Origin of the sequence: Clostridium sp. Marseille-Q2269, from assembly GCF_943736985.1 — a bacterium.
In the GTDB taxonomy this organism is placed as follows: domain Bacteria; phylum Bacillota; class Clostridia; order Clostridiales; family Clostridiaceae; genus Clostridium_F.
In genome coordinates this window covers 52,431-77,115 of the sequence record NZ_CALSFS010000008.1, presented here as the reverse complement: position 1 = coordinate 77,115, position 24,685 = coordinate 52,431, and the positions used below count along the sequence as shown (strand labels likewise).

Here is a 24,685-nt window from a genome sequence, read left to right as displayed (position 1 = left end):
AATACAGAGAAAAGCTATAACAGATATTTTTCAGCAGTCTTTAAAAAGTATTTTTCTATAGATTTAAATAAATTTTTATTTTTATTACTGAGTACATGATTAGAGACGTATATTTTATTTTTATTAGAATTATTTTTCTTCATATTCATTAGAAATTTTAATAAGTTATAGATATTATCTCCTGAATTTGGTTTTGCAAACTGTTGACAGTTTAAACGCATAGTTTGTAATTTGGATTTGGATTTTAATAAAGTGCTGATTATGTTTTTAGTATTTTCTATAGAGTCTATACGTATTGCTAAATTGTGTCTTAATAAAAATTCTGCATTCTTTTCTTCATGACCTGGTATTGGAGAAAAAATAGCCATAGGTATATTGGAAATTAATGCTTCTGTTATAGTAAGACCACCCGGTTTAGTTAAGAGCAGGTCACAGCATTGCATATATTTATTTACTTCGTTACTAAAGCCTATAATTCTAGTTTCTTTATTAGAACCTTCTTTTAATTTATTTAATTGCTTATACAATTTTTTATTGTTACCTGTTATTATAATAAGTTGTATTTGTTCCTTTAATCTTATCAATTCACTATAAAGATCAGATATTTTACCTATGCCCAAACTTCCGCCCATTACTAAAAAAGTAGGGAGATCTACACTTAAATCTAATTCTTTTAATGTTTCTTCTCTATTATATTTTTTAAAAAAATTAGGATTAACAGGTATACCAAAGTCAAATATTTTGCTACTAGCAACATTTCTATCTACCATTTCATCTATCATATCAGAATTAGACACTACATAAGCATCTGTATATTCTTGAACCCAAAGACTATGAGCAGCATAGTCAGTAAGTATAGTTAAAGATGGTATATATAATTTACCTTTTTCTTTCATAATAGATATCATTTTAGCGGGAAAAGGATGAGTACATATTATAACATCTGGGGGAAATTCTTCTATTAAATGAGAAAGTTTATAAGTCATAATCTTGTTAAAATTGGAATTTATAAATGTAGTTAACCCTTCATCATCCTCAGAGCTATAATATAATTTACCATATAGTGAAGGAGTTATCTTCAATGTTTTCAGATAACTGCCTATAACAACCTTATCTATTAAAGGGTTTATATACTTTAATGTATCTATTATAGTAACTTCCGCTTTATTATTATTTGATTTTATATATGATTTTAGTGCTTCAGCTGCGTGAACGTGGCCACCCCCAGCAGAAACAGATAATAGTAAAATTTTCATTTAGTCACCCTCTAATTTATTGTTAATAAGTACAATATTATTTAAAAATAAAATGTAGTGTATGTATTATACATTAACATTATATAGGATAAATATATAATTATAAACTTATTTACATAAGTTTTAAGGATTTATTAATATCAAAATTATAGATTTTTAAGAAGCATATTAAATATATTATATATTATAAATATAAAATAAATACAAAATAAATACTTCATATATTATAAATAGGAAAAAGAGTTTATGCAGTATAATTTATAATAACATAGAACTGAAAATAAAAAACATATAAATTATAGATGTATATTTAAATAAATTTTGTTAATTAATGAATAACCCCAACTATAAATACAGATAATAAAATAAGAAACGTTGGGAGGTTAGAATATATGAAAAAGAGTACTAGAAGAATACTATATACTTTAGTTGTAACATTAATAGTTGTTTTTTCAAGTACATTTGCTATTTTAATGACTTTAGAAAGAAATGATTACAGAAATTATCTTCAAGGCGAATATAGCAAAAATTTACATGAATTAATAACTTCTGTACAAAATATAAGAGTTAATTTATCTAAAGCCCCTATTATAGGTTCTAGAGATCAGGAAATAATTACATTCGAAGAGATATTTAAACATGCATCCGTAGCTAATGATAAATTACATTCATTACCCATAGATCAAAATACAATAACAGATACAAGCAACTTTCTATCACAAGTAGGAGATTTTTCTAATAATTTGGCAAAATCAATAGTTAAAAACAATAATTTATCCCAAAAAGATTATAATAATATAGAAAGATTAAAGAAAGAATCATTTCAGCTAGAAAATCAATTAAACAATGTTGTCATGAATGTTAATGAAGGTAATGTTAAATGGGGAGATATAAGAAAGAAAGTTAGTGGGGTATTAGCTAAAGAGGATACAAGTTCAGTTAAGGGCCAGTTTGGTAATATACAAAAACAAGTTATGCAATATCCAGCTTTAATTTATGATGGACCTTTTTCTGATAATAATTTAGAAATTACTCCTAAAATAAATAATAAAAAAAAGATTAACGAAAACAAAGCAAAAGAAATAGCTCAAAATATAATTGGTAAGGATAAAATTCAAGCTATTAGATTGGATACAAATCAAGGGAAAACTGATATATCAACTTATAGGTTTATAGCAGATATAAAAGGTAGAGAAGGAAAAAATAATAATATTACATGCGAAATTAGTAAGCATGGAGGAAGCTTAGTATATTTAATAGACTCTAGGGCAATAGGCCAACCTAAGATAGATATGAAAAAAGCTATAAATATAGGAAATAAGTATTTAAAAAATCTTAAGATTTTTAATATGATACCTACATATACTCTAAACTATGATAATACGGCCCTAATAAGTTATGTATATAAGCAAGATGGTGTAATAGTATATCCAGATCAAATAAAGTTGAAGGTAGCTTTGGATAATGGAGATATAGTAGGAGTTGAGTCGGAAAAATATGTAATATCCCATCATAGTAGAACTATTGTTAAAAATGTAAAGATTAGTGAAAATGAAGCTCGAAAAAGAGTAGGAAAAAATTTAGATATTAGTAATATTAGATTGAGTATAGTTCCAACAGATACAAATGAAGAAGTTCTATGCTATGAGATTTCTGGAACTTATAAAAATGATAAGTTTAAAATATATATAAATGCTAATACAGGATATGAGGAGAGAATACTGCAAATACTTGATACTCCAAATGGAGAGTTAACAATATGATATAATTAGAAATAAAGAGTGAATAGTAGTGTATTCACTCTTTATTTGTATTATAATAATAAATATTAAAATGAAATATAAAAAGAAGGGTGAGTTTAATGACAAGAGCTTTAGCTATGGTATCAGGTGGTTTAGATAGTATATTAGCCGCTAAACTTATAAAGGATCAAGGAATAGAAGTAATAGGAATATGTTTTAGATCATATTTTTTTAATGAAAAAAATGCAGAGAAAATGACTAAACAAATAGATATACCTTTAGAGGTAGTAGATTTTTCAAAGGAACACTTTGAAATGGTAAAGAATCCTAAGCATGGCTATGGTAAAAATATGAATCCATGTATCGATTGTCATGCTATGATGATGAAATATTCAGGCGAACTTTTAGAAAAATTTAATGCAGACTTTATAATAACAGGAGAAGTTTTAAATCAAAGACCTATGTCACAAAATAAAGCAGCTTTAAATGTAGTAAAAAAGGAATCAGGATATGAAGAAAAAATATTAAGACCGCTGTGTGCTAAGATTTTACCACCTACTGAAATGGAATTACAAAACCTTGTAGATAGAGAAAAACTTTTAGATATATCTGGTAGAAGTAGAAAAATTCAAATGGAGTTGGCTGACAAATGGGGTGTAAAGGAGTATCCTTCACCAGCAGGTGGATGTAAGCTTACAGAGCCTAATTATGCAAAGAGATTAAGAGATTTATTAGACCATGAAGAATTTCCAGAAGAAAGAGAACTTCAATTATTAAAATATGGAAGACATTTTAGAATATCAGAAAAATGTAAAATAATATCTACTAGAACCAAAGATGAAGGAGATATTATAAAAAATTATTTAAGTTCAAAAGACTATATGTTTTTAGCTTGTGACTATAATGGATCTACTGTAGTAATAATAGGAAAACCTGGTGAAGAAGATATAAAATTAGCAGCTGAAATAACGGGAAGATATAGTAAGGGTAAAGATGAAGATAATATAAAAATTAAATATGGTAAATTTAATACTGATTTAAATAATACAGTAGAAGCAAAACCAGCTTCTGATGATTATTTAAAAGAATTTATAATATAAAATAAGGAAAAGGAATGTAAGCTATGAAAAAGAAAGCACTTATTCATGTTTTAAGTTCTGTGCCAGATGTAAAAGAAAAGGATGATTTAATAGAAGTAGTTACTCCAGGAAATTTTTATAAAAAAGATAAGCACTATTATGCTGTTTATGAAGAAACGGAAATATCTGGTATGGAAGGTACTACTACCACTCTTAAAATAGGAGAAAATGATTTTTCACTTATAAGAATGGGAAGCACTAGTACAAAAATGAAGTTCACATTAGATAAAAAGAATATGTCTATGTATAGTACTCCTTATGGTACATTAGAAATAAATATAAAAACTAAAAAATTAGATATAAATGTAGATAATAATGGAGGAAGTGTATATATTGATTATATTATGAGTGTAGCAGGGCAGAAACCACAAAATACTATACTAAATATAAATATATCACCTGAAAATAAATAAATATAAGATTGTTTACATAGCTAGCAAGAGCCCTCTTAATAATATAGTGTTAAAATGGAAAAACATCATTAAGTGGGCTAATGCTGTTTAAAAATAAATTATATGGACAAAATTATAATAAAAACCGTAAGAGGTGTTATTATGAATTGTTTTAGAAGTTCAAAATATGATAGTATAATAAAATTACTTTGCCAGTATAAAGGCTTATCTGAATATGAAATGATGAAAATAATGAGAGATAATGAGTGTAGGTACTTATTATTTTTATTATTAAGAAAATATAATTGTATAGAAACAGAAAATCTAAAAAAAGATTTTAATATTAATGATTATGAGGGAATATGTAATAATATAGAAGAAGCTGAAAAAAAATTATTATTAAATAGAAAAATAAGGGACATGTTTTTTGAGGCAGGAAAAATTTTAGATAATATAAAATAAAATTAACAAAAAATATAGCACAATATAATAATTTGTGTTATTATATACAAGTATGTTTTTTGTATACATAAAGATTTACATAAAATCGCGATTTTAAATATTAAAGGTAAGGATTATTATATATTAAAGGAATAATAATGTCAATAGATTTTATGTAAATTAGTGCAAAATAATACAAACTTTGATTGTGGAGGTGAAGTCTGCTTTATTATATATTAAAGCAGTATAGCGTATGAGCACTAAATACATATTTGTAACAGGCGGTGTTGTTTCTTCATTAGGTAAAGGAATAACTGCTGCATCTTTAGGAAGACTTTTAAAAAATAGAGGACTTAAGGTTTCAATACAAAAATTTGATCCATATATAAACATAGATCCAGGAACAATGAGCCCTTATCAACATGGTGAAGTATTTGTAACAGAAGATGGTGCAGAAACGGATTTGGATTTGGGTCATTATGAAAGATTTATAGATGAAAATTTAAGTAAAAATAGTAATGTGACTACAGGAAAAGTTTACTGGTCTGTTATATCTAAAGAAAGAAAAGGTGAATATTTAGGAGCTACAGTACAAGTAATACCACATATAACTACAGAAATAAAATCTAGAGTGTATAGAGTGGCTAAAGAAAAAGAAGTAGATGTAGTTATAACCGAAATAGGTGGAACTATAGGAGATATAGAATCACTACCTTTCTTAGAGTCAATAAGACAAATAAAGTATGAAGTTGGAAGAGAAAATGTTTGTTTCATCCATGTAACATTGTTACCTTTCTTAGGAAAAGCAGGAGAGTTAAAAACAAAACCTACACAACATTCAGTTAAAGAACTTAGAGGAATAGGTATACAACCAGATATTATAGTTTGTAGATCAGAAAAAGATATCCCTGAAGAATTAAAAGAAAAAATAGGATTATTCTGTAATGTAGGAAAAGATGATGTTATCAGAAATCTAGATGCAGAAAATCTCTATGAAATACCATTGATGCTACATAAAGAAAACTTAGATACTTTAGTATGCAAGAAATTAAGTTTAAATTGTGGTGAAATAGATAACTCAGAATGGACAGCAATGGTAAACAATATAAAGAATCTTTCTAAAAATACTACTATTGCTTTAGTAGGAAAGTATGTAGAATTACATGATGCTTACATATCTATAGTAGAAGCTTTAAACCACGGTGGTTTTGCTAATGATAGTAAGGTTAATATAAAATGGATAAATTCAGAAGAGGTAAATGAAAATAATATTGGAGAATGCTTAAAAGATGTAAATGGTGTATTAGTACCAGGTGGATTTGGTGATAGAGGAATAGAAGGTAAAATATTAGCTGCTAAATGGGCTAGAGAAAACAAAGTACCTTTCTTAGGAATATGTCTTGGAATGCAATGTGCAGTAATAGAGTTTGCACGAAATGTATTAAATTATGAAGGTGCTCATAGTGCTGAAATAGATCCAGATACAAAATATCCAGTAATAGATTTAATGCCAGAACAAAAGGATATAGACAATATGGGTGGAACTATGAGATTAGGAGCATATCCATGCAAATTAACTAAAGGAACAAATTCAGAAAAAGCTTATGGTCAAGAAGTTATATATGAAAGACATAGACATAGATATGAGTTTAATAATGAATATAGAAGTAAATTAACAGAAGCAGGACTAATATTATCAGGAACTAGCCCTGATGATAGATTAGTAGAAATAGTGGAAATAAGTGATCATCCATGGTATGTAGCTGTTCAATTTCATCCAGAATTAAAATCAAGACCAAACAAACCACATCCATTATTTAGAGATTTTGTAAAAGCAGCCTTGGATAAAAAATAGATTTATATTGATATATAAAATTTAATATATTAATAACAGACACCATCAGTATTTATAAAAATTAATAATTTTTATAAATACTGGTGGGGTTTTGCTTATATAAGATATTAATTATAACTAAATTTAGCATTAAAAGTAATCATTAAACTAATAATATTTGAAGGATTTAATACATATTTATAGAAGTATAATAACAAGAGATGTAAAAAAGTTAATGAAAAATATATAAGTTTGTTATGAATTGTAAAATTATGAAGGGAGATGAGGGGCCTATGATAATACAAACAGAGTTAGGTATAGCTATAAAAAATGCATTTGGAAAGTATGAATTAGTAGATTTTTCTTTATTTAATATATCTAAAATTAACAAATATAAATTAGGGCTCTCAGCTAATAGCATTAATAAAAATACTATTGCAATTACTGTTAGATGCCACATATGCAATAATATTCATAGATACAATTATAATATAGATGAATTTTTAAAGAGAGAAACTATTGTAGGTGGTTGTGAAGTACTGGGTATGCCACTATTTTATATAGGTAATAAAGCTACTATAGAAGAAAGAGTATACAAACAAAATAGGATTTTTGATAAAATATATATGCTGGTTTAGAGTAACTAAAATAAGTTACTCTTTATTTTTATTTGAATATGGATTAAAATACATAAATAGGGTATAATCTATTTTGAACGATTTTCTAAAAATTAACTACTCTTTTAACCTAAGTCTTAATATTTTCCTATTATTTAATATTTACAATTTAATAGAGAGAGGGGATTTTTTTGATAAATAAAGATTATGAAAATATGACCGTTAAAGAACTAAGAGAAATAGCTAAAGAGCTTGATATAAAAAATATTTCTAAATACAAAAAAGTAGAATTAATAGAACAAATAAAAGCTTCCCATTCAACAGCTATAGAGAAAGACGGAAAAATTTTAGTTGAAAAAATATCACCTAAAATTATAAAAAATAATAATAATATACATAACAAAACAAACAGAGAACATAATTTTAGTGAAGATAAAAATAATTCTCTTAGCAAAAACAATGAAGAGAATAAAGCAGAAAAGTTAAAAGAAATGATAAATGAGTCTCAGAGATCTAAAGGCGTTTTGGAGATTATAGAAAACAATAATTATGGATTTTTAAGAGGTCAAAATTATTTGTCAGGTCCAGAAGATATATATGTATCGCCATCACAAATAAGAAGGTTTAATTTAAGAACAGGTGACGAAGTTGAAGGAAAGGTTAGAATACCAAAAGATGGAGAAAAGTTCAAAGCTTTAATATATGTAGAAAGAGTAAATGGAGAAAATCCTGAAAAAGCAGTAGGAAGAAAACCTTTTGAAAGTTTAGTACCCATATATCCTAATGAAAGAATCAGACTTGAAACAAGTTCACAAGACTTATCTACACGCTTGATGGACATAATATCACCTATAGGTAAAGGACAAAGAGGAATGATAGTAGCCCCTCCTAAAGCAGGTAAAACTACTCTTCTAAAAAAAATAGCCCAAAGTATTTCTAAGAATAATCCATTATGTAAACTTATAGTGCTTTTAATTGATGAGAGACCAGAAGAAGTAACTGATATGCAAAGGTCTATTAAAGGAGAAGTAATATATTCAACTTTTGATGAAGAACCAGAGCATCATACAAAGGTTACTTATATGGTTTTAGAAAGAGCTAAAAGAATGGTAGAACAAGGACAGGACGTTGTTATATTATTAGATAGTATAACAAGATTGTCTAGAGCCTATAACTTAACTATAACACCAACAGGAAGAACATTGTCTGGCGGATTAGACCCTGGTGCACTAGTAATGCCAAAGAAATTTTTTGGTGCTGCCAGAAACATTGAAAATGGGGGAAGCTTAACCATATTAGCTACAGCTTTAACTGAAACAGGAAGCAGAATGGATGACATGATATTTGAAGAGTTTAAAGGTACTGGTAATATGGAAGTACATCTTAATAGAAAACTTCAAGAAAGAAGAATATTCCCTGCACTAGATATTTATAAGTCAGGTACAAGAAGAGATGATTTATTATTTACGGATTCTCTAGAAAAAGAAACTGCATTTAATATAAGAAAGCTTCTTTATGAAGAAAATAACGTAGAAAATGTAACTGAGAAAGTGCTAAGCATATTATCTAAAACTAAAACTAATGAAGAGTTTGTAAATATAATAAGTAAAATGGATATGAACAAAAATAATAGATAGAAAATAAATAAAACCTAATCTAAAAGATTAGGTTTTATACTATTTAACGTCTTCGTTAGATAGATTGAATTTCTTCATAAATTTATCAACTCTTCCGCCAGCATCAACTATTTTTTGTTTTCCAGTAAAGAATGGATGACATTTTGAACAAATTTCTACTTTTAGTTCTTTATTAGTTGATCCAGTTGTAAAAGTATTACCGCATGCACATTTAACTACAACGTCATGATTATATTCTGGATGTATTCCCTCTCTCATTTACTTTCACCTCTTTCGAATTGGTCTTATCACTATTTTAACTACATTATTATAACATAGGCATTTAAATTAAGTCAACAAATTACGGATATTGCATAAATTACTTAAAAATACTATTATAATAAAGAATTTAATAGCTATATGTAAATTTTACCAGTAATAAATTCTTTATTATAATAATTAGTTTTGATAAAATATATTTGTTTATTAAAATGGAGGTGTTTTTATGTATGGTCCCAAAGATCATGGTTGGATTGAAGTAGTAGCAGGTCCTATGTATAGTGGAAAAACGGAAGAATTAATAAGACGAATAAGAAGAGCAGAAATTGCAAAACAAAAGGTTCAAGTTTTTAAACCAGAAATAGATGATAGATATAGTAAAAAAGATGTGGTATCTCATGCAGGAGATAAAATTCAGGCAGTACCTGTTAAAAATAGTAAAGAAATATTGGACAAACTTCAAGATGATACAGATGTAATAGGTATAGATGAAGCTCAATTCTTCCATGACAATTTAGTTGAAATAGTAAGTAAAATAGCTAATAATAATAGGAGAGTTATTTGTGCAGGTTTAGATATGGATTTTAAGGGGGAACCTTTTGGACCAATGCCAAAACTCATGGCTATAGCTGAATTTGTAGATAAAATACAAGCTGTATGTATGGTTTGTAATAATCCAGCTACAAGAACTCAAAGACTTATAAATGGAAGACCAGCAAAAAAATCTGATCCCGTAGTATTAATAGGTGCACAGGAATCTTATGAAGCTAGATGCAGAAAGTGTCATTGTGTTCCAAGATAAATAATGAGGTGATTATAAGTGAATAAGAGTACTAATGTTGGAGGTCAAGCAGTTTTAGAAGGGGTAATGATGAGAGGAAAACAGGGTATAGCAACTGCAGTTAGAAAACCTAATGGAGAAATAACTATAGATAGAGAAGCTTATACACCTTATACTAAAAAGAATATTTTCTTTTCACTACCTATAATAAGAGGATTTGTATCTCTTGTTGAATCCTTAGTAATAGGTATAAAAACTTTAAATTATTCTGCATCATTTTTTGAAGAAGAGGTTGAAGAATCAGAATTTGATAAATGGCTTAATAAAGTTTTTAAAGATAAGGCAGATAACATCATAATTGGAATAACATTACTCATATCTTTTGTTATATCTGCAGTAGTATTTTTTATTTTCCCAACTTTTATAGCTAACTTTTTTAAAAAAATAGGTATACAAAACACTTTATTATTAAATATAATAGAAGGAATAATAAGAATAGCCATATTTTTATTATATATTTTTCTTATAAGTAATATGGAAGATATAAAAAGAGTGTTTCAATATCATGGAGCAGAGCATAAAACTATATTTTGTTATGAAAACAATATGGATTTACTACCTGAAAATGCTATGAAATTTAAAAGATTTCATCCAAGATGTGGCACTAACTTTTTGTTTTTAGTTATGATTGTTAGCATACTTTTATTTTCACTTACAGGATGGAGTAGCATATGGCAAAGAATTTTATATAGAGTAGTATTATTACCTGTAGTTTCAGGTATAACCTACGAAATTATAAAATGGTTAGGTAAAAGCAACACTAAATTTTCAAAAATAATAGCGTGCCCAGGATTGATGCTACAAAAATTAACTACTAGAGAACCTGATTTAAAACAGTTAGAGGTTGCTATAGTGGCTTTAAAAGCATCAGAAGGAATTGAAGATTCAATGGAGTGATGTTAATTTGTTATTAAAAGAACTATTATTGGCAGGATATAATATTTTAAAAAAAGAATCTATAGATAGTTATCAAATAGATAGTCAGCTTTTATTAGGAAAGGCATTGAAAAAAGATAGATTATTTATTCTAACAAACCCTGATTATAAAATAGATCAAGAAGAAAAAGACACTTATTTTAAATTAATAGATCTTAGGAAAAATAAGATGCCTATAAAATATATATTAGGTACAACTGAATTTATGGGGTTAGATTTTAATATAAAGGAAGGTGTATTAATACCAAGACCTGATACAGAAATATTAGTGGAAACAATTTTACAAGAAATACAAAATAAAAATTATAAATATATTTGTGATGTTTGTTGTGGTAGTGGTATTATAGGAATTACTATAGGACATACTTTGAATAATACGGAAATTACTTGCTATGATATAGAGCACATTCCATACTGTGTTACTAAAGAAAATATATTTAAATATAATCTGCAACATAGAATTAAGGTTTTAAAAAGTGATTTACTTATAGAGGCTATAAATGAAAAAAGAAAGTTTGATGTTATAGTATCTAATCCCCCATATATAAGAAATGATGTTATTGAAACACTTATGGATGATGTTAAAAAATATGAACCTTTTGAAGCTTTAAGTGGTGGAGAAGATGGATTGTTTTTCTATAGAGAAATAGTAAAGCAAAGCTTAGAAGTCTTAAATGATGGAGGAACCTTAGCTTTTGAAATAGGATATGATCAAAAAATACAGGTTTCTAATATCTTAGAGAAATATGGGTTTAAGGATATAATATGTATTAAGGACTTAGCGGGAAATGATAGAGTCATAAAAGCGAGAAAACATTAAAATTCACAGGTTAGTTGTAAATACTTTATAAAGTATGATATAATATAAAATTGTGAAAATATATATACGGAGTGAGAAATAATGTTAGAAAGACTTAATTTTATAGAGAATAAGTATGAAGAATTATCAAATAAAATAAGTGACCCTTCAGTTATGGCTAATCAGAAAGAATGGCAGAAACTTTGCAAAGAACATGCTGATTTAGAGATTATAGTTACTACATATAAAGAATATAAAAAGGCACAAGAAGATTTAGAATCAGATAAAGAAATGTTAAAGGAAGAATCAGATAAAGAACTAAAAGAAATGATACAGGAAGAAATAAAAGAGTTAACTTCAAGACTAGAAGATTTAGAAAGAGAGTTAACTATATTGTTACTTCCAAAGGATCCTAATGATGATAAAGACGTATTTATAGAAATTAGAGCCGGTGCTGGCGGAGAAGAAGCAGCTTTATTTGCATCTAATTTACTTAGAATGTATACAAGATATGCAGAAAGAAAGAATTGGCAGGTAGAAACTATAAGCTTAAATGCTACAGATATAGGTGGATTTAAAGAGGTAACTGTAGCTGTTAAAGGAAAAGGCGCTTATAGTAGATTAAAATATGAGAGTGGCGTCCACAGAGTTCAGAGAGTTCCAGATACAGAATCAAGTGGTAGAATCCATACATCTACAGCTACAGTAGCAGTACTTCCTGAAGTAGATGATGTAGATATAAATATAAATGCTAATGATTTAAGGATAGACGTTTATAGAGCATCAGGACACGGTGGACAGTGCGTAAATACTACAGACTCTGCTGTAAGAATAACTCACTTGCCAACAGGAGTGGTGGTTACATGCCAAGATGAAAAATCTCAATTGAAAAATAAAGAAAAGGCTATGAAAGTTTTAAAGGCTAGGCTATTTGAAGCGGCAGAAGCTGAGAGAGCAGCATCTATAGCGGAGGATAGAAAAAGTCAGGTTGGTACTGGAGATAGAAGTGAAAGAATAAGAACTTATAATTATCCACAAGGAAGAATTACAGAGCATAGAATAGGATTAACATTATATAAATTAGAAACATTTTTAGATGGAGATATAGATGAGGTTATAGAAGCTTTAATTACAGCAGATCAAGCAGAAAAAATGAAGGATTTAGGTAAGGTTAATTAATATTAATAAATGAAGGAAAGAAGAGGTAATTATGGATTTAAACAAAGGCCTTAGAAATCAAAAGAGATCTTATGAAAGATTTATTGTGATTATGAGCTTTATTTTTATCCTATTACCTCTAATTTTGTATTTGTATAACAATTTTAATAATATTTTTTACTTGGCTTATTTAGTTATAATCGAAGTATTAATAGTAATAGCAGTAATAATTAGAGTAGATAGAGAAAAATTAAAATTCCAATATTCTAATAATAGATTGAAAATTGTACTGGGTATATTAGATAGAAAATTAAACATAGCTTGTGATAAAGTATCACTGGTTCACATAGAAAAATATAACAATATATATGATATAGAAGATTTTAAGATAATATTGTTAACAACAGCAACACTTAGAAATAATAAAATAATAAAAGTTAATGAAAAATTTCTTAAATATCACAATTATGTTGCAAGCTTTTATTATAAACTAAAAAGAATTGATCCTGAAAAAAACTTTTACTATACAATTGTACGCAGAGGTGGACTTAAAAAGTATTATTTGTTAGATGCACTATATAGAACGTGTGTATATGCACACTTTACAGAGGACTGCATAGAAAAAATAAAAGAACTTAGAAAAGAAATTCAGATTGATTAGAATATTTGATAGATTACAATAATAAATATCATATGGAAACAATAAAAAAAGGTGATTTTTTGAGTAAATTTTTATTTATTATTGTAATAGGAACTATTATATCTTTGTCAGGAACAATGATAGGAGCTGTAATAGGAACGTCTTTAAAAAATCCTTCTGAAAAACTTCTGTGTAAATTTATGGGCTTTTCAGCAGGGCTTATGTTGTCTGTAGTAGTTTTTGATTTAATACCAGAAGCCTTAAACACATGGAACTACTCTGGAGTTTTAATTTTTTTAATAATAGGTATACTAATTGTATATTTTATTGATAAAAATACAAACAGCATAGACATAAATATGCATAAAAAGGTAGCTTTTATGACAGCTTTAGGTCTCATATTGCACAATTTCCCAGAGGGGATTTTAATGGGAGTTGGGTTTCAAGCAGGAAATAGATTAGGTCTTAAAATGGCAATTATTATATCCATACATGATATACCAGAAGGTATAGCAGTGGCCACTCCTTTAATAGCATCCAATGAAAAAAAGAGTAAAACTTTGTTTTATGTTTTTCTTACTGCAATTCCTACATTGTTTGGTGTACTCTTAGGTTCTTATATTGCTAATATATCTAAAAATTTTTTAAGTATACTCTTAGCATTAGCTTCAGGAATAATGATTTATGTGGTATGTGCTGAAATGATTCCAGAATCAAGAAATTTAGGTGATAAAATCACTTCATATTTTTACATGATAGTGGGTGTTATTGCGGGACTTATTATAATAAAATTATTATAAAACTTAGGATGGTGGTTCATTATGGAAACAAAGGTTATTAAATTAGATGAGAACAATATAGATGAAGATGTTATAAGCCAAGCTGGAAATGTATTAAGACAAGGAGGCCTTGTAGCATTTCCCACAGAAACAGTTTATGGACTAGGAGCTAATGCTTTGGATAAAGATGCAGTAAAAAAGATATTTGTAGCCAAAGGAAGACCACAAGATAATCCATTGATAGCTCATATAGGTCATATAGAAGATATAAAGAATTTGGTTGAGGATATATCTCCTATAGCTCAAAAATTAATGGATAGATTTTGGCCTGGTCCCATGACAATTATATTAAAGAAAAAAGATATAATACCCAATGAAACTAGTGCAGGGTTAGATAGTATAGGAATTAGGATGCCATCTAATAAAATAGCAGCCAAACTTATTTCTAAGGCAGGTGTGCCCATAGCCGCTCCTTCTGCAAATTTATCAGGGAAGCCTAGTCCAACAGATGTAGAAACTTGTATAGAGGATCTACATGGTAAAGTAGATGTAATATTAGGTGGAGAAATTTCTGAAGTAGGTGTTGAATCTACTGTAATAGATTGTACAGTGGATGAGCCTTGTGTTCTAAGACCAGGTGGAATAACATTAGAAATGTTAAAAGAAGTAGATCCAAATATATATATTGATCCAGCTATAATGAAAAAGCCTAGTAAAGACTTAAGACCAAAGGCCCCAGGTATGAAATATAGACATTATGCACCCAAAGCTCCATTGAAAATAGTTAAAGGGGATTTAAATAAAACTATTGAAAAAATTAATGAAATAGTGCAAAATTATATAGATGCAAAAAAGAGAGTAGGAATTATAGCTACAGATGAAACTAGAGGCAATTATAAACAGGGAGAGGTAGTTTCCATAGGTAGCAGAAAAGATTTAAGTACTATTGCTCACAATCTGTTTTATGTTTTAAGAAGTTTTGATGAAAAAAATGTAGATTTAATTTTATCTGAGGCATTTGATGAGAAAGACATGGGAGTAGCCATAATGAATAGATTAAAAAAATCAGCAGGCTATGATATTATAAATTTAGATTAGGAGGTACTAATGAACATATTATTTGTTTGTACAGGAAATACTTGTAGAAGTTTTATGGCAGAAGCTATATTTAATCATTTAAACCATATAGAAGATGTTACTGCTAAATCAGCAGGAATAGCTGTGGTGCCAGGAAGTGTTTCGTCAAGTAACGCTTGTAAAATAATTAATGAAGATATGAATATAGACCTATCTAATAGAGAAGCAGTTCAATTAGATGAAGACATATTAGATCAATCAGATTTAATATTAACTATGACATATTCAGGCAAGGATTTATTGTGTAATTTATCTCAAGATGATAGTAGTAGAATTTTTTGCATAACTGAATATGTAGGAGAAAAAGGAGAAATCTTAGACCCATTTGGTGGAGACATAGAGGTATATAGAAATACTTATAACCAATTAAAAAATATTATTTTATTATTATTAAAAAAATTAAAAGAAGATAGACATAACTAAATAAGTGGTTTATCTTCTTTTTTTGCAAAATTATAAATAATATGGAGGTGTTTTAAATGAAAATAGCTTTAGGAAGCGATCATGCAGGATTACCTTTGAAGAATGAAATAATAAAACATTTAGAAGGTAAAGGAATACAAATACAAGATTTTGGTACATATACAGAAGAATCTTGTGATTACCCAGACTATGCAAAAAAAGTTGCAGAAAAGGTTGTAGCAAAAGAATTTGATTTTGGAATATTAGTATGTGGAACAGGTATTGGTATAAGCATAGCTGCAAATAAAGTTAAGGGAATTAGAGCAGCTTTATGTGGTGACACTTTCAGTGCTCATGCATGTAGAGAACACAATAATGCTAATATATTAGCCCTAGGACAAAGAGTTGTAGGAGTAGGTTTAGCATTAGATATAGTAGATAGTTTTTTAAATGCTGAGTTCCAAGGTGGAAGACATGAAAACAGAATCAATAAAATGATGGAATTAGAAAAATAATATAAACATAACTAGGAGGAAAATATAAATGAGTAAAGTAACACAAATAGCACATCCATTAATTCTTCATAAATTATCCTTAATTAGAGATAAAAACACTGGTTCTAAAGATTTTAGAGAATTGGTAGAAGAAGTAGCTATGCTTATGGCATATGAAGTTACAAGAGATTTACAACTAAAGGAAGTTGAAATAGAGACTCCTATTTGTAAAACAAAATGCAAAATGTTATCAGGTAAAAAAGTAGCTATAGTTCCAATATTAAGAGCAGGACTTGGAATGGTTGGTGGAATGACTAGATTAATACCAGCAGCAAAAGTAGGACATATAGGACTTTATAGAGATGAAGAGACCTTAAAACCTGTAGAATATTTCTGCAAACTACCTCAAGACATTGGGGACAGAGATGTAATTGTTACAGATCCAATGCTTGCTACAGGAGGATCTGCAAAAGATGCTATAACATTATTAAAAGAAAAAGGTGCAAAGCATATAAGATTAATGTGTCTTGTAGCAGCTCCAGAAGGAATAAAAGAAGTTATGGATGGACATCCAGATGTAGATATATATGTAGCTTCTGTAGATGAAAAACTAAATGAAAAAGGATATGTGGTTCCAGGTTTAGGAGATGCAGGAGATAGATTGTTTGGTACAAAATAATAAAAGTTGAATTTAAAAGGTATTTACATACTAATAATAAAAATAAGAACAACAGAAAAATTCTGTTGTTCTTATTTTTATTATATTATATTATATTGATTGTTTTTGATCATGTTTATTTATTAAAAAATAAAACATTTATAACAATAATTACTTTTTTAAATTTTAGTATATATTTTTAAAGAGAGTACACTATAACTGACAAATTGCTTTTATATAGTAATTTCTCTAAAATCAGTTTAAATACTTTTAATTATTCGGGTTTTATTATAGAATAAAGTATAGTTAGCATTGAATTTTTATTTATATTATATATGGAGGGATTAATGAATAGAATAGATAAGAATAATTATTATTTGGATATATGTGAAACTGTTTTAGAAAGAGGTACATGTCTTAGAAGAAATTTTGCTGCCATAATAGTAAAAAATGATGAAATAATGGCAACTGGATATACAGGAGCACCTAGAGGAAGAAAGAATTGTTGTGATTTAGGATATTGTAAAAGAGAACAACTAAAAGTGCCTCGTGGAACTAGATATGAACTGTGTAGATCTGTTCATGCAGAACAGAATGCCATTATATCAGCTAGAAGGCAAGATATGATAGCATCAACTATGTACTTAGTTGGTAAGGAATACAATACTGAAAAATATGTTGAAAATGCAGCACCATGTTCATTATGCAAAAGATTTATAATAAACTCTGGTATTGATAAAATAGTAATAAGAGATTCCAAAAAAGAATTTAGAATTATAGAAGTTATAGAATGGATAAGAAATGATGATTCATTAAGTGGTGATGGTTCATATTAAATAAGATAGTAAATCCTGTAATTAGATTAAGGAGAGTTTTATAATGAATACAAAATTGTACATAATTGGAGCTATTACAGCTATAGTACTATCAGTTGTTTTAACACCTATAATAAAAAAAATTGCAGTTATATTAGGTGTAGTAGATATACCTAAAGATAAAAGAAAAATTCATAAAAAGCCAATACCACTTTTAGGAGGTATAGCAATATATATATCTTTTATAATTGCTTTAATATTTAAAAAAGGTCCTTTGACCTTACAAGAAGCAGGTATAATATTAGGGGCAACTGTTATAGTTATAGGGGGATTTATTGATGATAAATATGATATGTCTCCTATAAAGAAAATTATATTTCAACTAGTTGCAGCTATTTGTATAATACTGTGTGGATTAAAAATAGAATTCATAACAAATCCCTTTAATCAATCTACTTTATATGTAGGATTACATGCTTTTGCTATACCTATAACTATAGTATGGGTAATAGGTATAACTAATGCTCTAAATTTAATAGATGGACTTGACGGATTAGCAGCAGGGGTTGCATTAATTTCATGCATTACCATGTTTGTGATAGCCATATTAAACCAAAGATGGGAAGCGGCCATATTAACTAGTATATTAAGTGGTTCTATATTAGGATTTTTACCATATAATTTTAATCCTGCATCAATATTTATGGGAGATACAGGGTCACAACTTTTAGGATTTTTGTTAGCAGCTATATCTATAGAAGGAGCTATTAAATCTGCTACAGCATTTGCTATAGTTGTACCAATATTAGCACTTGGATTGCCTATATATGATACCTTATTTGCTATGATTAGAAGAAAGATAAATGGAAAGCCAATAATGCAAGCAGATAGAGGACATCTTCATCATAGACTCTTAGATATGGGATTAACTCAACGGCAAGCAGTTATAATAATGTATTTAATAAGTGCTGTATTAGGAAGCTTTGCTATAATAGCTATGCAAATAAGTAATCAAAAATCATATTTTTTACTTGCAGTAATAATGTTAGCGCTTATATTAATAGCATGGAAATGTGGATTTTTCAGTCGTAAAGAATAAGGAGGCAGGAAAAGTGGATAAAGTAAAAATTATTACCATATTTGGAACTAGACCAGAAGCTATAAAAATGGCACCTTTAGTAAAAGAATTAGAAAAAAGAGAAGAAATAGAGAATTATGTTTGTGTAACAGCTCAACATAGAGAAATGCTAGATCAAGTTTTGGAATTATTTGATATAAAGCCGGATTTTGATCTTAACATAATGAAAACCAAACAAAGTTTGACGGGTATAACTACTAGAGTTCTAGAAGGTTTAGAAGAAATTTTTGAAAAAGAAAAACCTAATTTAATATTGGTTCATGGAGATACAACTACAACTTTTGCAGGAGCCTTAGCTGCTTTTTATAAGCAAATAAAAGTTGGCCACGTAGAAGCTGGATTAAGAACTTTTGATAAATATTTTCCTTTTCCAGAAGAAATGAATAGAAAGCTTACAGGAAGTATAGCAGATTTAAATTTTGCACCTACAGTAGGTTCTAAAAATAATCTGGTAAGAGAGGCTATAGATGAAGAAAGCATATTTGTAACAGGAAATACAGTTATAGATGCTATGGAGTTTACAGTAGAAGAAGATTATGTTTTTGAAAATGAGAACTTAAATAAAATAGATTATGAAAATAAAAAAGTAATAATGGTTACAGCACATAGAAGAGAAAATTGGGGAGAGGGAATAGAAAACATCTGCAATGGATTGAAAACTATAGTAGAAAAGCATAAGGATGTAGAGGTTGTATATTTAGTACATTTAAACCCTATAGTAAGGGATACTGTTCGTAGTATATTAGGAGATTTAGAAAGAGTACATTTATTAGATCCCTTGGATACAAAAGAAACTCATAATTTAATGAATAAATGCTATATGTTAATGACGGATTCAGGGGGACTTCAAGAAGAAGCTCCGCATTTGGGAAAACCAGTTTTAGTATTAAGAGATGTAACAGAAAGACCAGAGGCAGTAAAAGTAGGAACAGTTAAATTGGTGGGAACAGACAAGAATGTTATAATTAAAGAAGCATTAGATTTAATAGAGAATAAACAAAAATATGATAGTATGAGTAAAGCAATAAATCCTTATGGGGATGGTAAGGCGTCATGTAGAATAGTAAATAGTATATTATACTATTTTGATAAAATAGAAAAAAGACCAGAAGAGTTTGAAATTAGTAAATAATAAAATAAAATATGGTTAAAATAAAGAACAATATAAATATTATTTATTTATATTGTTTTTTTATTAGAAACAATTGAAAGAATAAAAAACGATTAATTCATTATTATTTTGATAAATTGTAACAATTACTATATAAAATAGTGATATTTATAATTATTTTTTCATGAATTTATAATAAAGTTATAAATTTTAAAAAAAAAACAGCGAAATTCAAAAAAAATATATAAAAAAACTATAAAAAGCTAAATAGTTTGAATTTTGAATTAAATGATGAAATTGCATAAAATGTTTTAAATTATTCTTACACAGAGAAATTAATACATATTTGAAGGTAAGTAGTGGTTAAAAGCATTTAAAACGTTTAAACTAGCAATAATAAACCTAAAAGAGCATAAATAAGTATAATTAAAATTTTGACTATTATACTATAAGTTATATAATAAGTTATCACAAAGATGATTCCGGAGGATTTGTAATTGATAGCAGAAATTAAAAAAATGATTTCTAAAATAGTAATATTTAATATTATTATGGGAACAGTTTTTTTTATTATTATTAGTGTTATTTTTAATATTAGATGTGGTTTTTACTTTTTGATAGGATTAATATCATCTAATATTAATCTATTTATAAATACTAGAATTACTGATATGGTAGTAGTAAAAAACAAAAGTCCCATATTTTCTACATTAGGTTTTGTCATTAGAATTATTGGAGTGTGTGTAATAGGCTTAGTATTGTCTAAAAACAACACAAAAAATATTATTCCTTTTTTACTTGGATATAGTTCAAATTTTATATCTATAATATTTTATGGAACAAGTTTAGGTAAAAATGAAGTATAAAAGGAAGTGATGAATTGGAAAAGATTTTACCATTATTTTATGTTAATCTGTTTGGATATAAATTCGGTATTACTTCAACATTAATAACTCAGTGGGTAATTATTGTAATAATATCTTTAGCCAGTATTATATTTACAAGAAATCTAAAGAAAGTTCCAGATAAAAAGCAAACAATTATGGAAATAATGTTAAATTCCGTTAGAGGTTTAGTTAATGAAAATATGGGACCAGAATTCAAAAAATTTGTCCCATACGTAGGAACATTAATGATATACTTACTACTTATGAATTTAATGGGATTACTAGGATTAAAACCACCAACCTTAGATTTAAGCGTAGTGGCGGGAATTGCAGCAATATCATTTATAGTAATACAAGGTTATGCTATAAAGAAAATTGGAACAATACATTATTTAGTTGGATATGGCAAACCATATTTATTTTTATTACCTCTAAATGTATTAGAACGAATTATGTTGCCAGTGTCACTAAGTCTAAGACTATTTGGTAATATGACTGCAGCAGTACTTATTATGGACTTGGTTTATTCAGCTTTATCTAAAATAAGTTCTTTTGCACAATTGGTAATACCTATTCCATTCCATATATATTTTGATTTGTTTGATGGAACAATTCAAATGTTTATATTTGTTATGTTAACTATGATTAATATAAAAGTAATATCAGAACATTAATTAAGAAATATAATTTTTTAAATTGAGGAGGAATTTATTATGGATCCAAAAGCATTTGTATCAGGAATGGCGGCTTTAGGAGCAGGAATAGCAGCATTAGCTTGTATAGGAGCAGGTATAGGAACAGGTAATGCTACAGGAAAGGCAGTAGAAGGTGTTTCAAGACAACCAGAAGCAAGTGGTAAGATCATGAGTACTCTTCTTATAGGTAGTGCTTTTTCAGAAGCAACAGCTATTTATGGATTAATAGTAGCATTAATTTTAATATCTAAGGTAGTTTAATTCTATAGTTATCTATTTACATAGAAACTTGGAATTAAAAGCCGAAGGGAGGCTTTTAATATATGGAAATAAGCATTCCGCAAGTCATAGCTTCAATATTAAATTTTATTATACTGCTTTTAATATTAAAATATTTTTGGTTTGATAAAATAGCTGCTGTAGTTGATTCCAGACAAAATGAAATAATAAGTAAAATAGAAGATGCAGATAAAAATCAAAAAATAGCATTAGATCTAAAAGAAAAAAATCAATTAGAATTAAGTAATGCAAAAAAACAAGGTAAAACTATAGTAGAAGGTTATAAATCAAATGCTGAAACAGTATATGAGGATATTGTTAAAGAAGCTCATGAAGAAGCAGATAGAATAATAGAAAGATCAAGATTAGAAGCGGAAAGACAAAAGAAAAATGCAGAAGATGAAATAAAGAGGGAAGCAGTGGAACTAGCTGTATTAGTTTCTTCTAAAACATTAGAAAAAACTATAGATGATGTTGAGCATAGAAGACTTATAAAGGATTTTATAAGTAAGGTAGGTATATAGCTATGTATGAATATTTAGATAGGAGATATGCTCTAGCTCTTTATGAAGTAGCAGAACAGAATAATAAAGTAGATGAATATTTAAGAGATCTAAGAGATGTAGTAAATATAATAAAAAATAATGAAGATGTTTTAAAAGTATTAAAACATCCGGAAATAAGTACTTCTAGAAAGAAGAATATATTTACTGAAATATTTAAAGATAAAATTGATAATCAGCTTTTATCATTTTTATTAGTACTAATAGATAAAGATAGAATTTTGTACCTAGAAGAAAAGCTAAAACAGATGGAAAAAATATATCTAGAAAAAAATAATATGATTTTAGCTAATATTAAAACTGTAATTCCACTATTAAAAGAAGAAAAAGAAGAACTAATAAAAAAATTAGAGAATAGATATAATAAAACAATAATATTAGAAGAAGAATTAGATAAAAACATACTTGGTGGAGTATATGTAAGAGTTGGAGATGACGTCATAGACGGTACTCTAAGTACAAAATTAAAAAGCATAAAGAAGAAAATGCTCAAAAGAGAATAGAGGTGAGACTATGCATATAAAGCCAGAAGAAATAACATCAATAATAAAGCAACAAATAGAAAAGTTTAATACAAACATAGAGACTGTAGATTCTGGAACAATAATTCAAATTGGAGATGGAATCGCTAGGGTTTATGGATTACAAGATTGTATGGAAGGGGAACTTATAGAATTCCCAAATGATGTTTATGGAATGGCTCTAAACCTAGAACAAGATAATGTAGGTTGTGTTTTACTAGGATCTGAAGAAGGTATAAAAGAAGGAAATGTAGTAAAAAGAACTGGAAAAGTAGTTGAAGTACCTGTAGGAGAATCCTTAGTGGGAAGAGTAGTAAATTCTTTAGGTATGCCTATAGATGGAAAAGGACCAGTTTTAACTACTGAAACTAGAGCGGTTGAAGTTCAAGCTCCGGGAGTTATAGATAGACAGTCTGTAAAAGAACCGTTACAAACAGGAATAAAGGCTATAGATTCTATGATACCTATAGGTAAAGGACAAAGAGAATTAATTATAGGTGATAGACAAACAGGGAAAACAGCTATAGCAATAGATACAATACTTAATCAAAAAGATAATGATGTAATATGCATATATGTTGCTATAGGACAAAAACAATCTACAGTAGCACATATAGTTAATGAATTAACTAAAATGGGAGCCATGGATTACACTATAGTGGTTTCCTCTACAGCATCAGATTCAGCTCCTTTACAATATTTATCTCCTTATGCTGGATGTAGCATAGGTGAATATTTTATGCATAAAGGAAAAGATGTTTTGATAGTATACGATGATTTATCTAAGCACGCAGTAGCTTATAGAACAATGTCTCTATTACTTCGAAGACCACCAGGAAGAGAAGCTTATCCAGGAGATGTATTTTATTTACACTCAAGATTGCTAGAAAGATCTGCTAGATTGTCAGAAAAACTAGGTGGAGGTTCATTAACGGCTCTACCTATAGTAGAGACTTTAGCAGGAGATGTTACTGCATATATACCAACTAATGTTATATCAATAACAGATGGTCAAATATTCTTAGAATCTGAGTTATTTAATGCAGGACAAAGACCAGCAGTTAACGCAGGAATATCAGTATCAAGAGTTGGTGGAAATGCTCAAATTAAGGCTATGAAACAAGTAGCTGGTACATTAAGATTAGATTTGGCACAATATAGAGAATTAGCTGCTTTCTCTCAATTTGGATCTGATTTAGATAAAGAATCAGTGAAAAGATTGGAAAAAGGTAAAAGATTAGTTGAGATATTAAAACAACCTCAATATAAACCTATGCCTGTTGAAAAAGAGGTAATAATTCTTTATGCCGTAGTTAATAATCATCTTTCAGATATACCTGTAAATAAAATAAAATTATTTGAAGAAGAATTATTTAAATATATGGATACTCATTATAGAGAAATAGAAAAAGAGATATTGGAAAATGGAAAATTAACTGATGAGCTTAAAAGCAAGCTAGATAAAGCTATTAATGATTTCAAAAATGTATTTTTATCAGAGATGTAATATCTCTGA

28 protein-coding genes are annotated in these 24,685 nt (G+C 27.9%); 26 read left to right on the top strand and 2 right to left on the bottom strand.

Translation table 11 applies throughout. The features are described 5' to 3' along the window. Positions 1–14: 14 nt before the first annotated feature. Positions 15–1,256: an MGDG synthase family glycosyltransferase gene (locus tag NGI68_RS11250; RefSeq protein WP_251861581.1), complete on the bottom strand. Its 1,242-nt coding sequence runs from the start codon at positions 1,254–1,256 to the stop codon at positions 15–17. A 392-nt stretch (positions 1,257–1,648) separates the two neighbouring features. Between NGI68_RS11250 and ypeB the strand changes: the two genes are divergently transcribed. The 7 genes from ypeB (at position 1,649) to rho (ending at position 9,058) form a co-directional block, all read left to right on the top strand. Next, positions 1,649–3,019 (top strand): germination protein YpeB, encoded by a 1,371-nt coding sequence (ypeB, locus tag NGI68_RS11245; RefSeq protein ID WP_251861580.1) that lies wholly within the window; start codon positions 1,649–1,651, stop codon positions 3,017–3,019. Positions 3,020–3,117: 98 nt separating this feature from the next. Further along, on the top strand, positions 3,118–4,098 hold the full coding sequence (locus NGI68_RS11240) for a tRNA 4-thiouridine(8) synthase ThiI (RefSeq protein ID WP_251861579.1): 981 nt from the start codon (positions 3,118–3,120) through the stop codon (positions 4,096–4,098). A 23-nt stretch (positions 4,099–4,121) separates the two neighbouring features. Continuing rightward, entirely contained in the window at positions 4,122–4,550 is a 429-nt protein-coding gene (locus tag NGI68_RS11235; protein ID WP_251861578.1) for a YwiB family protein, read from the top strand. Between the two features lie 141 nt (positions 4,551–4,691). Continuing rightward, on the top strand, positions 4,692–4,991 hold the full coding sequence (locus NGI68_RS11230) for a hypothetical protein (protein WP_251861577.1): 300 nt from the start codon (positions 4,692–4,694) through the stop codon (positions 4,989–4,991). Positions 4,992–5,223: 232 nt separating this feature from the next. Next, the gene (gene pyrG, locus NGI68_RS11225; protein ID WP_251861576.1) at positions 5,224–6,825 is read left to right on the top strand and encodes a CTP synthase; all 1,602 of its coding nucleotides are present in this window, start codon (positions 5,224–5,226) and stop codon (positions 6,823–6,825) included. A 272-nt stretch (positions 6,826–7,097) separates the two neighbouring features. Next, positions 7,098–7,442, top strand: coding sequence for a hypothetical protein (locus NGI68_RS11220; protein ID WP_353505389.1), 345 nt, complete (start codon positions 7,098–7,100; stop codon positions 7,440–7,442). 170 nt (positions 7,443–7,612) lie between these two features. Then, positions 7,613–9,058, top strand: a complete 1,446-nt coding sequence (rho, locus tag NGI68_RS11215) for a transcription termination factor Rho (protein ID WP_251861574.1) — start codon at positions 7,613–7,615, stop codon at positions 9,056–9,058. Between the two features lie 39 nt (positions 9,059–9,097). On the opposite strand, the gene rpmE is transcribed toward rho, so the two are convergent. Beyond that, positions 9,098–9,316 (bottom strand): 50S ribosomal protein L31, encoded by a 219-nt coding sequence (rpmE, locus tag NGI68_RS11210; RefSeq protein WP_003355803.1) that lies wholly within the window; start codon positions 9,314–9,316, stop codon positions 9,098–9,100. A gap of 226 nt (positions 9,317–9,542) precedes the next feature. Here rpmE and NGI68_RS11205 point away from each other — a divergent pair, with 226 nt between their 5' ends. From NGI68_RS11205 to atpA, 19 genes are all read left to right on the top strand, one after another. Then, positions 9,543–10,118, top strand: a complete 576-nt coding sequence (locus NGI68_RS11205; protein WP_251861573.1) for a thymidine kinase — start codon at positions 9,543–9,545, stop codon at positions 10,116–10,118. 18 nt (positions 10,119–10,136) lie between these two features. Continuing rightward, positions 10,137–11,054, top strand: a complete 918-nt coding sequence (locus NGI68_RS11200; protein WP_251861572.1) for a DUF1385 domain-containing protein — start codon at positions 10,137–10,139, stop codon at positions 11,052–11,054. A 7-nt stretch (positions 11,055–11,061) separates the two neighbouring features. Further along, positions 11,062–11,913 carry a peptide chain release factor N(5)-glutamine methyltransferase gene (gene prmC, locus NGI68_RS11195; RefSeq protein WP_251861644.1) on the top strand — a complete coding sequence of 284 codons (852 nt, stop codon included), beginning with the start codon at positions 11,062–11,064 and terminating at the stop codon, positions 11,911–11,913. An 81-nt stretch (positions 11,914–11,994) separates the two neighbouring features. Beyond that, complete coding sequence (prfA, locus tag NGI68_RS11190) at positions 11,995–13,071, top strand: peptide chain release factor 1 (protein ID WP_251861571.1); 1,077 nt, start codon at positions 11,995–11,997, stop codon at positions 13,069–13,071. Between the two features lie 31 nt (positions 13,072–13,102). Next, a complete protein-coding gene (locus tag NGI68_RS11185) occupies positions 13,103–13,711 on the top strand; it encodes a hypothetical protein (RefSeq protein WP_251861570.1) in 609 nt (202 codons plus the stop codon). 59 nt (positions 13,712–13,770) lie between these two features. Further along, a complete protein-coding gene (locus NGI68_RS11180; protein ID WP_251861643.1) occupies positions 13,771–14,490 on the top strand; it encodes a ZIP family metal transporter in 720 nt (239 codons plus the stop codon). A gap of 21 nt (positions 14,491–14,511) precedes the next feature. Beyond that, positions 14,512–15,567 (top strand): L-threonylcarbamoyladenylate synthase, encoded by a 1,056-nt coding sequence (locus tag NGI68_RS11175; protein ID WP_251861569.1) that lies wholly within the window; start codon positions 14,512–14,514, stop codon positions 15,565–15,567. A 9-nt stretch (positions 15,568–15,576) separates the two neighbouring features. Beyond that, positions 15,577–16,029, top strand: a complete 453-nt coding sequence (locus tag NGI68_RS11170) for a low molecular weight protein arginine phosphatase (RefSeq protein WP_251861568.1) — start codon at positions 15,577–15,579, stop codon at positions 16,027–16,029. 56 nt (positions 16,030–16,085) lie between these two features. Further along, positions 16,086–16,523: a ribose 5-phosphate isomerase B gene (gene rpiB / locus NGI68_RS11165; RefSeq protein WP_251861567.1), complete on the top strand. Its 438-nt coding sequence runs from the start codon at positions 16,086–16,088 to the stop codon at positions 16,521–16,523. Between the two features lie 28 nt (positions 16,524–16,551). Then, positions 16,552–17,181: a uracil phosphoribosyltransferase gene (gene upp / locus NGI68_RS11160; RefSeq protein ID WP_251861566.1), complete on the top strand. Its 630-nt coding sequence runs from the start codon at positions 16,552–16,554 to the stop codon at positions 17,179–17,181. Positions 17,182–17,507: 326 nt separating this feature from the next. Then, positions 17,508–17,996 (top strand): deoxycytidylate deaminase, encoded by a 489-nt coding sequence (locus NGI68_RS11155; protein ID WP_251861565.1) that lies wholly within the window; start codon positions 17,508–17,510, stop codon positions 17,994–17,996. 43 nt (positions 17,997–18,039) lie between these two features. Then, the gene (locus NGI68_RS11150) at positions 18,040–19,074 is read left to right on the top strand and encodes an MraY family glycosyltransferase (RefSeq protein WP_251861564.1); all 1,035 of its coding nucleotides are present in this window, start codon (positions 18,040–18,042) and stop codon (positions 19,072–19,074) included. A 13-nt stretch (positions 19,075–19,087) separates the two neighbouring features. Next, positions 19,088–20,245 (top strand): non-hydrolyzing UDP-N-acetylglucosamine 2-epimerase, encoded by a 1,158-nt coding sequence (gene wecB / locus NGI68_RS11145; RefSeq protein WP_251861563.1) that lies wholly within the window; start codon positions 19,088–19,090, stop codon positions 20,243–20,245. Positions 20,246–20,721: 476 nt separating this feature from the next. After that, positions 20,722–21,090, top strand: a complete 369-nt coding sequence (locus NGI68_RS11140; RefSeq protein ID WP_251861562.1) for an ATP synthase subunit I — start codon at positions 20,722–20,724, stop codon at positions 21,088–21,090. A gap of 14 nt (positions 21,091–21,104) precedes the next feature. Beyond that, complete coding sequence (locus NGI68_RS11135; RefSeq protein ID WP_251861561.1) at positions 21,105–21,785, top strand: F0F1 ATP synthase subunit A; 681 nt, start codon at positions 21,105–21,107, stop codon at positions 21,783–21,785. 39 nt (positions 21,786–21,824) lie between these two features. Continuing rightward, positions 21,825–22,067, top strand: a complete 243-nt coding sequence (atpE, locus tag NGI68_RS11130; protein WP_003487868.1) for an ATP synthase F0 subunit C — start codon at positions 21,825–21,827, stop codon at positions 22,065–22,067. A 62-nt stretch (positions 22,068–22,129) separates the two neighbouring features. Beyond that, positions 22,130–22,609: a F0F1 ATP synthase subunit B gene (locus NGI68_RS11125; protein WP_251861560.1), complete on the top strand. Its 480-nt coding sequence runs from the start codon at positions 22,130–22,132 to the stop codon at positions 22,607–22,609. A gap of 2 nt (positions 22,610–22,611) precedes the next feature. Beyond that, positions 22,612–23,151, top strand: coding sequence for a F0F1 ATP synthase subunit delta (locus tag NGI68_RS11120; protein ID WP_251861559.1), 540 nt, complete (start codon positions 22,612–22,614; stop codon positions 23,149–23,151). Positions 23,152–23,161: 10 nt separating this feature from the next. Beyond that, on the top strand, positions 23,162–24,676 hold the full coding sequence (gene atpA, locus NGI68_RS11115; protein WP_251861558.1) for a F0F1 ATP synthase subunit alpha: 1,515 nt from the start codon (positions 23,162–23,164) through the stop codon (positions 24,674–24,676). Positions 24,677–24,685 lie beyond the last annotated feature (9 nt).

What these genes read in the sequence shown, in the direction of transcription:
- NGI68_RS11250 (WP_251861581.1), bottom strand. Translation starts at nt 1,256, where the DNA reads ATGAAAATTTTACTATTATCTGTTTCTGCTGGGGGTGGCCACGTTCAC.
- ypeB (WP_251861580.1), top strand. Translation starts at nt 1,649, where the DNA reads ATGAAAAAGAGTACTAGAAGAATACTATATACTTTAGTTGTAACATTA.
- NGI68_RS11240 (WP_251861579.1), top strand. Translation starts at nt 3,118, where the DNA reads ATGACAAGAGCTTTAGCTATGGTATCAGGTGGTTTAGATAGTATATTA.
- NGI68_RS11235 (WP_251861578.1), top strand. Translation starts at nt 4,122, where the DNA reads ATGAAAAAGAAAGCACTTATTCATGTTTTAAGTTCTGTGCCAGATGTA.
- NGI68_RS11230 (WP_251861577.1), top strand. Translation starts at nt 4,692, where the DNA reads ATGAATTGTTTTAGAAGTTCAAAATATGATAGTATAATAAAATTACTT.
- pyrG (WP_251861576.1), top strand. Translation starts at nt 5,224, where the DNA reads ATGAGCACTAAATACATATTTGTAACAGGCGGTGTTGTTTCTTCATTA.
- NGI68_RS11220 (WP_353505389.1), top strand. Translation starts at nt 7,098, where the DNA reads ATGATAATACAAACAGAGTTAGGTATAGCTATAAAAAATGCATTTGGA.
- rpmE (WP_003355803.1), bottom strand. Translation starts at nt 9,316, where the DNA reads ATGAGAGAGGGAATACATCCAGAATATAATCATGACGTTGTAGTTAAA.
- NGI68_RS11205 (WP_251861573.1), top strand. Translation starts at nt 9,543, where the DNA reads ATGTATGGTCCCAAAGATCATGGTTGGATTGAAGTAGTAGCAGGTCCT.
- prfA (WP_251861571.1), top strand. Translation starts at nt 11,995, where the DNA reads ATGTTAGAAAGACTTAATTTTATAGAGAATAAGTATGAAGAATTATCA.
- NGI68_RS11185 (WP_251861570.1), top strand. Translation starts at nt 13,103, where the DNA reads ATGGATTTAAACAAAGGCCTTAGAAATCAAAAGAGATCTTATGAAAGA.
- NGI68_RS11175 (WP_251861569.1), top strand. Translation starts at nt 14,512, where the DNA reads ATGGAAACAAAGGTTATTAAATTAGATGAGAACAATATAGATGAAGAT.
- NGI68_RS11170 (WP_251861568.1), top strand. Translation starts at nt 15,577, where the DNA reads ATGAACATATTATTTGTTTGTACAGGAAATACTTGTAGAAGTTTTATG.
- rpiB (WP_251861567.1), top strand. Translation starts at nt 16,086, where the DNA reads ATGAAAATAGCTTTAGGAAGCGATCATGCAGGATTACCTTTGAAGAAT.
- upp (WP_251861566.1), top strand. Translation starts at nt 16,552, where the DNA reads ATGAGTAAAGTAACACAAATAGCACATCCATTAATTCTTCATAAATTA.
- NGI68_RS11155 (WP_251861565.1), top strand. Translation starts at nt 17,508, where the DNA reads ATGAATAGAATAGATAAGAATAATTATTATTTGGATATATGTGAAACT.
- NGI68_RS11150 (WP_251861564.1), top strand. Translation starts at nt 18,040, where the DNA reads ATGAATACAAAATTGTACATAATTGGAGCTATTACAGCTATAGTACTA.
- atpE (WP_003487868.1), top strand. Translation starts at nt 21,825, where the DNA reads ATGGATCCAAAAGCATTTGTATCAGGAATGGCGGCTTTAGGAGCAGGA.
- NGI68_RS11125 (WP_251861560.1), top strand. Translation starts at nt 22,130, where the DNA reads ATGGAAATAAGCATTCCGCAAGTCATAGCTTCAATATTAAATTTTATT.
- NGI68_RS11120 (WP_251861559.1), top strand. Translation starts at nt 22,612, where the DNA reads ATGTATGAATATTTAGATAGGAGATATGCTCTAGCTCTTTATGAAGTA.
- atpA (WP_251861558.1), top strand. Translation starts at nt 23,162, where the DNA reads ATGCATATAAAGCCAGAAGAAATAACATCAATAATAAAGCAACAAATA.